Origin of the sequence: Vibrio coralliilyticus ATCC BAA-450 (assembly GCF_000176135.1) — a bacterium.
Taxonomy (GTDB): Bacteria; Pseudomonadota; Gammaproteobacteria; order Enterobacterales; family Vibrionaceae; genus Vibrio; species Vibrio coralliilyticus.
Genome location: NZ_ACZN01000018.1, coordinates 606,852 through 620,779, shown reverse-complemented (window position 1 = coordinate 620,779; position 13,928 = coordinate 606,852). Strand labels below are relative to the sequence as shown.

Here is a 13,928-nt window from a genome sequence, read left to right as displayed (position 1 = left end):
ACCCTTTTATCTGCCAGAGTGTATGGGTTAGGGGATTTCTCTGTCTAGCGCTGTGCATTGATAGCAATTAAATATCGGATAAAACTCAGGAATTCATCACATTTCTTTCTTGCCTGAAGCCATCGATGATCATTTTGTGCTCCGACCCCACGCCAAAGAAGTTGACGCCAAGCTCGCTCCAGTCTTTTGCTTGTTGCGCTGTGGCAACGAACATACCGACGGGCTTGCCACAGGCTTTGGCGGCTTCAATAATTCTGATGCTTGCTTGTCGCACCTGATCGTCGTTTACGCTTTTAGCGCCATACGCCACGGTGAGGTCGACCTGACCAATAAACAGGGCATCTATACCATCGACGCGAGCGATGGCTTCCACATTGTCTACGCCTTCGGGATCTTCTATCTGAGCCACGATCACAGTATTCGCTTTACTGTCAGCCAGATGTTGCACCATAGGCTTGGTTGCGTAGCTTGCAGCGCGGCTGGAGCCTGCGTAGCCGCGCCCCCCTTCACCGTAGTGACATATCTTAACGATTTTCTCTGCCTGTTCTGCATTGCAGACATGTGGGATCTGAACACCTGTCGCACCACAATCCAAAGCATTAAGAATGGTGGCGGGCTGGCTGTCCTGAACTCGAACTAGACAGGGTAACTGATTAGCGCGGGCAGCAAGGATACACAGGTCGAGAGACTGACGGTCAAACGGAGCGTGCTCGGCATCGAGAATGATGAAGGACAAATCAGACAGTGCTAGCACTTCGATAATGTGGGGGTGAGGGGTTTTAACAAATGTTCCCAGTAAGGAAGGCTGGGTTAGCGTTGATTTGAAATTAGTCATGAAAAAACTCCATTGCAAAGGTATGCAAAAATTAGCACGAACAAATGTAAATGATCAGTGAATTTTATGTGATCTAAATAATGTTTTTGATTATTTAATCATCGATTAATCGTGTCTATTACGCTTCTTTATGTCTTTAATTCTTATTAAAACAAGTAATTAGATGGCTTTTTGGGCTTGCGTACGATTATCTTGAAAGTTGTTAATATTGTGTTTAATCTAATTTTGCATTCGTATCCAAAATTACAAAGAAGCAATTGTCAGTCTAAACCCTCAAGGAGAAAATCGCATGGCACGCATTTTAAAGAACGGAATCACTGAAGAAGCATCAGCATCAAATGACGCGAAAGTGCGTCAGATAGTAGAGAACATTCTTGCTGATATTGAATCTAAAGGTGACAGCGCCGTACGCGAGCTTTCAGAAAAATTTGATAACTGGTCACCAGAGCAGTTTCGTTTAACACCAGATCAGATTCAGGCATGTGTTGATGCATTAGATGAGTCAACTCGCCACGATATTGAATTCGCTCAGGAGCAAGTACGTAACTTTGCTCAAATTCAGCGTGATTCAATGAAAGATGTCGAAGTTGAAACCATGCCGGGTGTGGTTCTGGGTCATAAGAATATTCCGGTTAATAGCGTAGGTTGTTATATCCCAGGCGGTAAGTACCCGCTAGTCGCGTCTGCTCACATGAGTGTACTCACTGCAAAAGTGGCAGGCGTAAAACGAGTGATCGCTTGTGCTCCGCCATTTAATGGCCAGCCAAATGTGGCAATCGTTGCGGCGATGGCGATGGCTGGCGCTGATGAGATTTACTGTTTTGGTGGTGTTCAGGCAGTAGGCGCAATGGCACTGGGTACTGAGACAATTGCCCCTGTAGATATGATTGTTGGCCCAGGCAACGCGTTTGTTGCTGAAGCCAAGCGTCAATTGTTTGGTCGCGTGGGTATCGATTTGTTTGCTGGTCCAACGGAAACGCTGGTTATTGCTGATGAAAAGGGCTGTGACCCAGAGCTGGCAGCAGCAGACTTATTGGGTCAGGCTGAGCATGGCTACAACTCTCCGGCTGTTCTTCTAACAAACAGCGAGACGTTTGCCGAGGAAACGATCAAAGAGATTGAGCGCCAGTTGACGATTCTGCCAACGGCGGAAGTCGCAGGCAAAGCATGGGCAGATTACGGTCAGGTGATCGTGTGTGACAGCTATGAAGAAATGGTTGAAGTTGCAGATGACATCGCCTCAGAACACGTTCAGGTGATGACGGAAGAGCCAAAGTATTTCCTCGACAACATGTCTAACTATGGTGCGCTGTTCTTAGGTCGCGAGACCAACGTTTCTTACGGTGACAAATGTATCGGTACTAACCATACGCTTCCGACAAAGAAAGCGGCTCGCTACACCGGTGGTCTGTGGGTAGGTAAATTCATCAAGACTTGTACGTATCAGCGTGTCACTGAAGCGGCATCTCTGAAGGTGGGCGAATACTGTTCTCGCTTGTGTGCACTGGAAGGTTTTGCTGGGCACAAAGAGCAGGCGGATATTCGTGTACGCCGTTACAAAGGCAAAGTAGAAGAGGCTTAATATGTCGAAACTTGCCTTAGTAACAGGCGGCAGTGGCGGTCTAGGGGCCGCCATATGTAACAAGCTGGCCGATTCCGGCTACCGAATTGTCTTAACGTACAACAGCAATCAACAGTCGGCGCACAAAGTATTGTCAGAGTTGTCTGGTGAAGGTCACTTAGCTTTTCAGCTCAATGTGTCGGATTCGCAAGCGATAGATTCGTTAGCCAGTCAGGTCAATGAAATTAACGGCCACCTGGATTTGCTGGTCAATTGTGCCGGTATGACAAAGTTTGTCGCGCATTCAGATTTGAGTGGTTTGAACGACGAGCTGTTTGACCAAATCTTCCAAGTCAATGTTCGCGCGCCGTTTGCCATGGTCCGCGCCTGTGAATCTTTGCTGCGTGAGGCCAAAGGTTGTGTGGTGAACATTACTTCCATCGCTGCGCAAACCGCGATGGGCAGCAATATTGCTTACTGTGCGAGTAAATCCGCCGCAGAGAATATGACTCGCTCATTGGCAAGAGCGCTTTCACCGGATATTCGCGTACTTGCAGTTGCTCCGGGGCTGGTGGACACCGAGTTTGTTAAAGGGCTCGATGACAGCTGGCGCAATCAGCAGGAGCAGTCGACACCACTCAAACGTCTTGCCAGTGATGAAGAGGTGGCAAATGCAGTCTACGCCGCTGCGGAAGTGCTGACGTTCTCAACGGGCAACACGATTGCCGTCGATGGTGGCAGACCTCTTGGTTCCTGATCTCATTGGTATGAGAGCCAGCAAAGCAAAGCGCTAACAAGGTCAATGGCTAGACCCAAGAAAAGAAAGAACAATTAGGATTATCTATGACTCTACAAAATCGAATTAACGACAATCTTGTTCGTTACATGGAGCTGATACCGGGAACCAGTGCGTTTATCGATGCGCGTACTCCGGGCAGTGACCTGAAAGACAACTTCTGCATCATAGGTGCAGGCGTTGCTGAAAGCAGCCGTCAGCATGTTCACATTCGCGAAACAGCAGGCTTCAATATCGGCGCAGCAGGTCAGCCGCCGGGTATTAAGAATTCACTCCATTCGCACCGAACTGCTGAGCTGTTCGTCGTGTTTAAAGGTCAATTCCGCTTTTACTGGGGTAATGATGGTGAACATGAAGCGGTGCTCTCTCACGGCGATGTGATTTCAATTCCGACCAACCTTTTCCGTGGCTTTGAAGTTGTCGGCCGCGATTATGGCTTCATGTACTCGGTACTGGGTGGCGATGATTCAGGTGGTGGTGTGATCTGGCACCCTAACGTTATCAAAGACAGTCAAGGTTACGGCTTGTACTTAAAAGCGGACGGCACTTTGGTCGATACTATTGACGGTGATGCGGTTCCACAAGAGTCTGAACTGATGCCATTGCTGACCAAAGAAGAGATGGCTTCGTTTGATAGCTACACCGCTGAGCAGATGATGCCTTTCGTGGCGCTAAAGAACGACTACCGCCCGATTGAAAGTGACTTTTCAGCACCAAACGTCAAACAATATGCGCTAACTGGTCATCCGCTGGCTGATTACGATTTCCACGTAAAAAGTGAAGATGAGGTCAGTATCATGGCGTATGAACTCACAGAGGGTGGCTCCATTCCTCAGCATAGCCGTGATGATAAGCAGGTACTGATTAACTTTGATGGTGATACCGAAGTGGTTGTGACCCATCAAGGCGAACAAGCCAGCCTGATCCTTACCCGAGGTGATGTATTCAGCGTACCGGAAGGTGCCTCATACTCACTGACGAACTTGCGTGGTAACAGCTTCACATACTGTGTACTCGGCTCTGATAAGCCAGCCAAACTGTAAGGAGTGCAACATGACACAACCACTGCCTTTGATCTGGTTACCCGGGTTGCTGTGTGATGGTGCACTGTTTGAAGATGTGAATCAGGCGCTACCTAAATGGATAGCGCCTGAGTGCGTTTCACTGAGTGCGTTGCCGACCATGGAACAACTAGCGGCTGATGTGTTGGCTAAAGCCCCACAAGAGTTTGTGCTTGGTGGTTTATCCATGGGGGGCATTTTGGCGTTTGAGGTGTATCGTCAGGCGCCGGAGCGAGTCAACGGTTTGATTCTGATGGATACCAACTCGGCGGATGAAAAACCGGAAGTCTCAGAGAAACGCTATGCACTGGTTAACAGGGCGTTAAGAGGTGAATTTGATCAGATTACGCCTGAGGTGTTGATGTCGGTGTTGATTCATCCAAGTCGTGTTGACGAGTTGGATCTGACGGCGAGAATCGAACAAATGGCGCTCAATGTCGGCCTAGAAGCTTTTCAAGCTCACGCTGATGCTTTAGCGACAAGGCCCGACGCTCGGCCACTTCTGGCAGACATCTCGGTGCCAACCCTCGTCATTACCGGCAAAGACGATTTGCTGTGTCCTATCGACAATCACTTACTGATGGCCAAGCACATCCCAGATGTGACACTGCACGTATTACCAAACTGCGGTCATCTCTCCAGCATGGAGCGGCCAGACGAAGTAGCACGGCGTATATCCCACTGGCTGACACTCAACCAGCCAAAATGGTTTTAGTCCTAGCCCCGCTGATTTTGGCGGGGTTTGTTTTTTATATACGAGTTAGCTCTGCCGAGGAAATGTTACCGTTACTGAGTGAACATCAGCAAATTGGGCCGATTCATCTAGGTATGTTTGCAATGGTCTGCTCTAGAGGCCTACTGCCACACTGTATAAGGGAGCCTGATGCTGAATAGTGGTTCCCAGCCATTGGCACAATGTGTCCTCCATACCACCTCCTATACAGCAATGTTTCCAGCCCTGCTCTGTTGCAAGGAGACTTACGTTTTGTCCAATATGTCCTGCTTCTAAGAAAGCATAACGCCATCCTCTATCACCATATTTCTCAGTGATAGCAGAGTGCTCAGCCGTGAGAAATAGGATAAAGGCAGCATCGGATAAGTTATCGAAAGAGTAGGTTTTATCTACACTCTTATCATGTTCAGTAAGTGCGTAAAGGCGTGATGGTGTTGATTCATGATGATTAGGTAAGTGGTATGCGCCTGGTTCCAAACCTTCGACTCGATTGACGATATAGTAAGGAGTTACCTTATAAAGTCCGCCTGCTGAAGGGTAGCTGCGAGTACGAAAAATTGAACGATGGAAAAACAACAGTTCGCTCAGTTGCAGAGTTGAACCTGAGTAGGAACGATGGCTATTTCGATCTGAAAAAAGGCGTAAAAGCGGGCTGGCATCGTTTTCTATAGTTAATGCTTCAGGCAATTCAAATATTTGGCCTGATGCAGATTCATAAAACGCCTCGAAGCGGTTCACAGATTCCTGATTAGTAAACTGGCTTCGGAGACAAGTATCAATGTACCATTGTGAAATACTACGCGTTAGTTTTCGTTCAAATCTGTTCTTTTGCTTAATGATGGGCATAAGTGCGTTTCTCGTCAAAGAAATGGATGCGGCTCGCGCTCAGCTGCGCAACACCCTGTAATTCTCTTTATCGCTGCCAGTGGTCGACACCGATCATCGTGGTTCAAGGAGATCAAATCCGGAGAATACGACTTGAGTACTATTCCCCCCATAGCGGCGACTTCTAGAGTGGTAAGGTCAGCGGTATAGATACGTATATTTAGCTCTTTCAATCGATTGATAAGCTCAGACAAGGTGCTGATGCCTGCTCTCATTTCTTCTGTAGCTGAAACACCTTGAGTAAGAAAGTGGGTTAGATGGAGATTTTCTTCCTTGTAATAATTGAGGCTATCTTCAAAGGACTTTATACCGCTAGTTTCTTCAACATTTTCTGTATTATCGTGAAGTGCAGATACGATTTTTAGCTGCTCAACTTCTGAAGAGGCCTTGTCTATAGCTTTGTTTTTATTGAAGTCCGCGCTTGTACCTATCAATATATGCTGGCGATAAATCTCCACTACAGCAACACAAGGAACTCCAATACGTCCAGTGATATCCAAAACAAACCGGTTGTCTTCTTGTGAAATCACCGCTGGACTTAACTTAGCCCACCAAACATGAAGAAAAGCGTCTCGCTCTATGAGTTCTAGTAAACTGTTCAAAAAAGCTTCATCTTTTTCGATGTGAAAAGCTACTCCATTAGAGTTAGGACTCCAATACGGTACTTCTTCTGGTTTTTGAGGGACGAAAATCTGTGCCGGCAAATAAGTGCTTTGATTATCAAGGTCAGTCGTCTTTAACCAATAAATAGGCTCTCCTGTTCCCAATTTTTTAAGAGGAAATGTAGGCTCGGAGTACTGGGTTTCTGAAAAAGCATTTATGATTTCGTTAAGTGGCGACGCGAAATTTCCTTCATTGATCATTTGTTCCCAACTTTTGGGGGCTTTACCATGATAAATAGAAAGGCTATACCAGCAATAACGCTCAAAGTATTCGGCAGCAACTTTCACTGCTGACAGATTTAGACTGGCATCATTGCCACATGAGACAATGTCATTTTTCCTTCCGGTTAGTAGACTGATACCAGAATTTGAATGACATCGAGTTATGTATAGTCCGTTCTCAAATTTGAGTTTCTCGGCAGAGGGAATTATGCCTAACTTGTTTGAACATACCTTGCTTAATTTGTCTAAGAAGGCTTGGCTTTTTAAGTTTGGATAAAACATAGTTATCACTCAAAGCAGAAGTTACACGTGTTGATATTAGGTATTCTAACTTTTTCAAAATCAAGGTTTTGAGCATCAAACAGTATTGCATGATCATAGTCGCCGTAAGGTTTTCCTGAAAGTAAACGCTCAATCCATAATTGCAGTGTGGATTCTCCCTGCCTTAATGTACTTTTTGATATTTTGAACTTTTGTTTTCTCTCACTGAAATAATGCTCGATCCTATTATGTTCATCAATTGAAGACAGGTTGGATAGGAAAAGCATACGGTAGCAATTATAACAAGGCCCCATACTCAATCCGAATACAGGGGTAATACTAAAACCGAAATGGTCAAAGATTATGGCCGCCCATGGTGTCGAAAGCGTTTCATGTAGATGCTCTAGGTGTTTATATTGATGTTGACTGACCGCAATGAGGAGTAAAGCTTTCTCATCTAACTGGCTCAAGCTATGTGAGTTTGGGAGTACTTCGATGGAGTTGTGAGCGCGTAGCGTCTCAAGTTCTTCTTCATCGGGTAGGAAGCTCTGGAAGTAGACTTTGTTTAAGATTTTGTTTTCTACTAACTCAAGTTCTTGCAGGGACTTGCAAATATTTCCTTCAAATAGACCATAGTCGTAAAGCGAACATATCATGCCTGATCGGATGTCGCATAGTGAATCAATGTCTATATCATCCAAAGCAACGTTTTGAAGTTCTTCAATAAAAGCATTTAGTTCATTAGATGAAATGCTTCCTGTTTCAAAATAAAGTGAGCTGCCCATATAGTATAAATGAGTTACCTCATTCTTCGTAGAGATAAAATTTACGTTTCGACTGAGTTTCATTATAAAGCCTTTATATCTTAGGGCAGCTAAGTAATTAAATATTAACTAATATTTAGCAAACACATGTGCAGCACATACCTGCTGCTTTCTTCGTTACTTTCTTAGTTTTAACTTCTGTGTTTCTTTTCTTCTTATTTAGTTTTTCAATAGTAGTCATTGTTTTTCTCCAAAAATTAATAAGGTTATGTTGCGATGATTAAACATCGGGTGAATAAAATCACTCTAATAGGATTGGAGTCAATAAAATAAATCTATTAACTTAGGGTTGATTTTAATAACTCGATATATATGCAAAATATCACTGTTAATAATAATTTTTTTGTTTTTAGTGTTATATTTATTTTTGTTATTAGTATGTGCATGAATTATATTTACAATTTTTATTGGTAAGGTGTGAGCATTTGGTTTTTATATTTTTTGTAAATTAAAATTAGATTTTTATTATTTGTTTTGTTTATTTTATTTACGTTATTATTTTTGAAAGATATAGATGTTTGTAATTAACATTAATTTTTAACCCGTATATTTAGATAAAGGTAATTCCTATGATATTAGTATTAATATCCTTATTTGTTTTTTAACAACTAATCACAGGTTTTATAATAAGCCCTATAAAAATATTATGCCTATGGAAAGATATTTTTGGGACAACAAACCTCATAAGGAAAATAATGAAACGTACTATATTGGCTTTATCCTTCCTGTTTGCTACAGCTGCGCAGGCCGACAATCAATGGTCTAAGTATTTGAGTCTTACCTATGGTGGGTTTTCTAACCTAGACTCTGATGGTTTTATGATGACAACTGGTGAAGGACGTGCACCTTTACCGAGTATGCAGCAAGATACGAACCACCGACGTCATCCCATCTATGACTTTACCTCAAAGATCGATGAAAATGGCGAGGTAAGTTGGCTAAAATCATTTGAGCAAAGCAGCTATTACCAAGGTATGGATATTGTCGAGTCTGGCGGAATATACTACCTAGCACTATCCTCGCATCACAACCTTGACTCTCAGTTACTTCTGATAAGTAAAGATGGGGTTGAGATTGACCGAGTCACTTCTGAGAACGCGGAATATCGTTCTTTAGAATCAGATGGTGCTGATGGTGTGATCATTACAGGTCAATATCCGAGCGAAGGAAATGGCTTTGTCGCGCATTATTCTGCTAGCGGGGAAATGCAAACTTGTACCATTGAGGTTGGTGAAGGTGTCACACTAAATAGTTCTGCTTATCAAGATGGTATCGCTATTTCTGTGGGCCATTCCGATTCAAGAGGCGTTATATATGCGACATCATTTTCTGCCGGCGAATGCTACTCAGAGCTGGTTTATGAGGAACCCGCTGCCTCTAATGGGTTTACGGATATCATTATCAGTCAATCACAGCTTTATGTAGCTCACGATTCCTTCGTTACAAAACTTGATGAAGACTACAACATGATTTGGTCGATAAACTATGAGGGAAATATCATTAATGGTTTATCGCAAGGGAGCCAAAACAACATTCTAGCTGCGGGTATGAAAAATGGGGATTCTTGGCTGCTAACCTTTGATACCGATGGGGTAATAGGTATAGATGAAACCTATGCTTATGATGAGTTTGATGACTACGCCAATAGTGTTCTAGAGCGCCCAAGTGGCGATGGTTATATGCTTACAGGCAAGTTTAGCGATAACTCCTTCTTCTTATCTGTTGATGAGAATGGCTATATCGAAGATCTTACACCAGAAGATATCACTCCAACTGGCGTGAGTCGTTAAACCTATGCTTTATTGATTCATATGGGTACGTGTAAAACGTACCCTTTTATTTGGGATACCTAACTATTGGTTTCTCTTATCAACGTAATTATCTAACTTTCCCAACTGTCTAGTATCAGTGTGTAACCCTGTCTAAAAGCAAATTTAAGAGATCAGAGATTGCTCATCTTGCTCACACCCGACTGTGATCGTCCTGATAGTTTAAGTACTCCACACATAAATCGTGAAACGCTTGTGCCTGCGGAGAAATAGTGCGGTCGCTGAGTGTGAAGATACCGATTTGTCTTTCCAATGGCGGGTCGATAAGTGGTATCCATACCAATCTGGTTTCATTGGTAGGGAAGGCCAATTTCGGCAGGGTTGTGACACCGATGCCCAGTTCTAATACGGAAAACAGCGAGGTAATGTTCTCTACCGAGTAGAGGGCTTGCTGACTTAGAGCTCGGGCAGGCGTCGGATCAAGCAAAGTGCAGGTCCCGTTACGAATAAATGGCTGCTTGAGCAATGTTTGCCACTCAATGCCTTCTCGGCTAGTCGCAATCGGGTTATCACTCAAACACACCACACCAATCGGGTCCGATAATAAAGGCGTGAACGTCATGTTGTCATCATCGAGATGAGACGGGTTTCCCAGTGCTAAATCAACCTCGCCAGAGAGTAATCTCGCTTCGACCCCTGCGGCATTGTCATCGATCAAACTGACTTCTACGTTTGGGTGTTGCTCGCAGAATGCCCCTAAAACGCTCGGAATGAGTTTAGCGGCAACAGAGGGAACACTGGCAATTTTTACCCTTCCTTGCTGGCCGGCTGCAGCAGCTCGCAAATCATTGTCTAGCGCTGTGTAGATATTGAGAAACTGAACGATCTTCGGCAAGCAGATTTCACCAAATGGGGTTAACTTGGCTTTGTTACCCGCTTCGAATAATGCTTGTCCCAATATCTTTTCCAGCTCTTTTATTGATGTGGATAATGCGGCCTGAGAACGGTTGGCTCGATGTGATGCTGCGCGAAAACCGCCTTCTTCGACCACCATCACAAAATGCTTTAATTGTTGAAATTTGATGCTCAACTCGGACTCCTTACCATCCCTTTATTCACCATAGTCTCAGTAAGGTGATAAGTTTTTTTTATCGAATGTAAGAAATTTACCGTTCGATTTATCGTCTGTCAAAGTGCAAGATTTAACTATTGCGAAACAATTTTGTTACAAAAGGTTGAGGGCACGTGAATACTCAAACTCAAAAACACCCAGTCAAAACATCACTGTTCGCCTCTAAGGCTCCTCTGGAATGGGCGATTGTTAATAATGGCACTCTCTATACCGCGCAAATCCCGATTGATGCCACTGGTACTGTCGTGGAAGGGGGTATCGAAGCGCAAACCCGTCAGACATTTAACAACTTGGTGCACACCCTAGAATGCGCAGGCGAGTCACTGGACTCTGTTCTACAAGTGCTGATTTACGTGACTGACCGCGAATATCTCAAAACGGTTAATCAAGTTTACGCCGAGTACTTCAACGCGCCGTACCCAAATCGCGCTGCCATGGTCGTTGCTGGCCTGGCAAGAGAAGAGATGTTGGTGGAGTTTGTCGTTTACGCTTCAGCGAGCCAAGACCAGTAACCCCTTATTACGAATAACAGCCTGATGGCGAGTAAAGCCGTCAGCAAGAACAAAGGAAGCAATCATGACATCATTAAACAACGTTCAGGCCGAAAAATCGCTCTACATTGGCGGCGAATGGCAATCAGGCATCAATACCGTTGCCAACATTAACCCATCCGACATCAGCGAGAATCTGGGTGATTTTGCTCAGGCGAGTGAAGCTCAGGTTCAACAAGCTATTCAGGCGGCTAAGCAGGCTCAACCGGAGTGGGAAAAAACACCCATCGAGCGCAAGCAGGCGGTACTGCAAGCGATTGGTGATGAACTGATTGCCCGTTGCGATGAGCTAGGAAAGCTACTATCGAGTGAAGAAGGCAAGCCGTTTGCTGAAGGTCGCGGTGAAATCTACCGTGCAGGCCAGTTCTTCCAATATTTCGCTGCTGAAGTGTTGCGTCAGATTGGCGATAACGCTGCCTCCGTCCGTCCAGGGGTCTCTGTTGAAGTGACTCGCGAAGCCGTAGGCGTTATCGCCATTATTTCTCCTTGGAACTTCCCGACTGCAACCGCTGCTTGGAAGATAGCGCCAGCGCTGGCATTTGGTAACAGCGTTGTTTGGAAACCTGCCAACTTGACGCCAGCCAGTGCCGTGGCACTGACTGAAATTGTTCATCGTCAAGGGCTGCCAGCAGGCACATTTAACTTGGTATTGGGTAGCGGTTCTCAAGTTGGTAACACACTGATTAATTCAACAGACGTGAATGGTGTGAGCTTTACTGGCTCCGTCGATACAGGGCGCAAAGTGGCGGCGGCAACAGCACCAAACTTTGTTCGGTGCCAGCTTGAAATGGGCAGCAAAAACGCCCTAGTTGTTGCCGATGATGCAGACATTCAAATTGCAGTTGAAGCAACCATCGCGGGTTCATTCTCCGGCGCGGGTCAGAAGTGTACAGCCTCTTCACGTTTAGTGGTGATGGACGGGATCCATGACGCTTACGTAGAAGCGCTGATCAAACGCATGAGCGAACTTAAGGTAGGCCATGCGTTGGAAGAAGGCATCTTTATGGGCCCTGTCGTCGATGGCAATCAGCTAGAGGCAAACTTCGAGTGGATTGAGAAAGCACGTCAAAGCGGTGCTGAGCTAGCGTTTGGTGGCGAGCGTTTGAACCTCAAACACGATGGCTACTACATGTCGCCAACGTTATTCCTCAACACGCAAAACAGCTGGGAAGTGAACCAGGAAGAGGTTTTTGCACCAATGGCGAGCGTGATTCGAGTTGCTGACTTAGATGAAGCGATTGCCGTCACCAACGATACTCGCTTTGGTCTGACTGGCGGGATTGTGACGCAAAGCCTGCGCACGAGTGCCATCTTCAAGCAACAAGCGCAAACTGGCTGTGTGATGGTCAACCTACCGACAGCAGGGACAGACTACCACGTTCCATTTGGTGGCCGTAAAGAGTCTAGTTTTGGTCCTCGCGAGCAGGGTCAGTATGCCAAAGAGTTCTACACCGTAGTGAAAACGGCATATCAACGTCCGTACTAAGTCTGCATTGGGCAACCGCTGCGCTGCCCGACATAGAGCGGTTCTAAGAATTATTGAGGAATGGTTATGTACCAACAACGAATCATCATTGATGGACTTCAGTACTGCAACTGGGACAGAGAGTATTTCCAAACTCTCAAGGCCAGTGGAATCACCGCAGTACATGCGACCATTGTTTATCACGAAAATGCACGTGAAACCCTGAGCCGATTTGCTGAGTGGAATTTACGTTTTGAACAAAACTCCGATCTCATCATGCCCATCTACTCAATGGCCGATGTGGAAACCGCTAAGCGACAAGGCAAGGTCGGTATCTTCTTTGGTGCGCAAAACTGCTCGCCAATTGACGATGAAATTGGCCTGATTGAGGTGATGCGCCGCCAAGGTTTGCTGATTATGCAGCTGACCTATAACAACCAAAGTTTGCTTGCGACCGGATGCTACGAGGCGAACGATACGGGCATTACTCGCTTTGGTAAGCAAGCCATCGCGGAAATGAACCGAGTGGGGATGATCATTGATATGTCCCACAGCGCGGAACGTTCGACGCTGGAAGCGATTGACCTTTCTTCCCGCCCGATTTGCATTAGCCATGCGAACCCGAGCTTTGCTCACGATGCGCTTCGTAACAAATCCAACACAGTGATTAAAGCGCTGACCGAGCGTGGTGGCTTGATTGGCTTCAGCCTCTACCCATTTCACTTGCCAAACGGCAGCCAATGTTCACTAGAAGACTTCTGCCAGATGGTGGCGAAAACGGCCGAGCTATTCGGTGTTGAACACCTTGGTATTGGCAGCGATCTATGCCTCAACCAACCACAACAAGTGTTGGAGTGGATGCGCAATGGGCGCTGGTCTAAGGCGATGGATTATGGCGAAGGCTCTGCGAGCAATTCGGGCTGGCCGGATGCGCTGCCGTGGTTTAGCGGAAGTAAAGGGATGGAGAACATCTACAACGGATTAGTTCGTCATGGATTCAGTGAATCCGAGGCGGGACAAATACTGGGTGATAACTGGTTTAACTTTCTGAAAGAAGGACTTGAGCCTATTTCATAAACCTTAACCCAAACATGGAGCAGCCCACCACAACAACTAAAACAAGGTGGGTCGTTGAATACACTCGTGTAGCTGGCCTGATGGCCACTACCGA

Annotated in this window: 13 protein-coding genes; 8 read left to right on the top strand and 5 right to left on the bottom strand. The window is 45.5% G+C overall.

The window, feature by feature from the left end:
* Positions 1–85: 85 nt before the first annotated feature.
* Positions 86–835 carry an HpcH/HpaI aldolase family protein gene (locus VIC_RS22210; protein WP_006962613.1) on the bottom strand — a complete coding sequence of 250 codons (750 nt, stop codon included), beginning with the start codon at positions 833–835 and terminating at the stop codon, positions 86–88.
* A 289-nt stretch (positions 836–1,124) separates the two neighbouring features.
* Here VIC_RS22210 and hisD point away from each other — a divergent pair, with 289 nt between their 5' ends.
* From hisD to VIC_RS22190, 4 genes are all read left to right on the top strand, one after another.
* Positions 1,125–2,417, top strand: a complete 1,293-nt coding sequence (gene hisD / locus VIC_RS22205) for a histidinol dehydrogenase (protein WP_006962612.1) — start codon at positions 1,125–1,127, stop codon at positions 2,415–2,417.
* Position 2,418: 1 nt separating this feature from the next.
* Positions 2,419–3,153, top strand: coding sequence for an SDR family NAD(P)-dependent oxidoreductase (locus VIC_RS22200; RefSeq protein WP_006962611.1), 735 nt, complete (start codon positions 2,419–2,421; stop codon positions 3,151–3,153).
* Between the two features lie 86 nt (positions 3,154–3,239).
* Positions 3,240–4,235 (top strand): cupin domain-containing protein, encoded by a 996-nt coding sequence (locus VIC_RS22195; protein WP_006962610.1) that lies wholly within the window; start codon positions 3,240–3,242, stop codon positions 4,233–4,235.
* A gap of 10 nt (positions 4,236–4,245) precedes the next feature.
* Complete coding sequence (locus tag VIC_RS22190) at positions 4,246–4,968, top strand: alpha/beta fold hydrolase (RefSeq protein WP_006962609.1); 723 nt, start codon at positions 4,246–4,248, stop codon at positions 4,966–4,968.
* A gap of 132 nt (positions 4,969–5,100) precedes the next feature.
* Here the strand turns inward: VIC_RS22190 and VIC_RS22185 are convergent, their stop codons facing one another.
* The 3 genes from VIC_RS22185 to VIC_RS22175 all read right to left on the bottom strand — a co-directional run bounded on the left by VIC_RS22185 (position 5,101) and on the right by VIC_RS22175 (position 7,864).
* Entirely contained in the window at positions 5,101–5,724 is a 624-nt protein-coding gene (locus tag VIC_RS22185) for a SagB/ThcOx family dehydrogenase (protein WP_236612201.1), read from the bottom strand.
* Positions 5,725–5,846: 122 nt separating this feature from the next.
* On the bottom strand, positions 5,847–7,037 hold the full coding sequence (locus tag VIC_RS22180) for a YcaO-like family protein (protein WP_006962607.1): 1,191 nt from the start codon (positions 7,035–7,037) through the stop codon (positions 5,847–5,849).
* Between the two features lie 5 nt (positions 7,038–7,042).
* On the bottom strand, positions 7,043–7,864 hold the full coding sequence (locus tag VIC_RS22175) for a hypothetical protein (RefSeq protein WP_006962606.1): 822 nt from the start codon (positions 7,862–7,864) through the stop codon (positions 7,043–7,045).
* 671 nt (positions 7,865–8,535) lie between these two features.
* On the opposite strand from VIC_RS22175, the gene VIC_RS22170 reads away from it, so the two are divergent.
* Positions 8,536–9,630: a hypothetical protein gene (locus VIC_RS22170; RefSeq protein WP_006962605.1), complete on the top strand. Its 1,095-nt coding sequence runs from the start codon at positions 8,536–8,538 to the stop codon at positions 9,628–9,630.
* 172 nt (positions 9,631–9,802) lie between these two features.
* On the opposite strand, the gene VIC_RS22165 is transcribed toward VIC_RS22170, so the two are convergent.
* Positions 9,803–10,699: a LysR family transcriptional regulator gene (locus VIC_RS22165; protein ID WP_006962604.1), complete on the bottom strand. Its 897-nt coding sequence runs from the start codon at positions 10,697–10,699 to the stop codon at positions 9,803–9,805.
* 155 nt (positions 10,700–10,854) lie between these two features.
* On the opposite strand from VIC_RS22165, the gene VIC_RS22160 reads away from it, so the two are divergent.
* From VIC_RS22160 to VIC_RS22150, 3 genes are all read left to right on the top strand, one after another.
* Entirely contained in the window at positions 10,855–11,253 is a 399-nt protein-coding gene (locus tag VIC_RS22160) for a RidA family protein (RefSeq protein ID WP_006962603.1), read from the top strand.
* 64 nt (positions 11,254–11,317) lie between these two features.
* Entirely contained in the window at positions 11,318–12,778 is a 1,461-nt protein-coding gene (locus VIC_RS22155; RefSeq protein ID WP_006962602.1) for an aldehyde dehydrogenase family protein, read from the top strand.
* 66 nt (positions 12,779–12,844) lie between these two features.
* Positions 12,845–13,834 carry a membrane dipeptidase gene (locus VIC_RS22150; protein WP_006962601.1) on the top strand — a complete coding sequence of 330 codons (990 nt, stop codon included), beginning with the start codon at positions 12,845–12,847 and terminating at the stop codon, positions 13,832–13,834.
* The last annotated feature ends 94 nt before the right edge of the window (positions 13,835–13,928 follow it).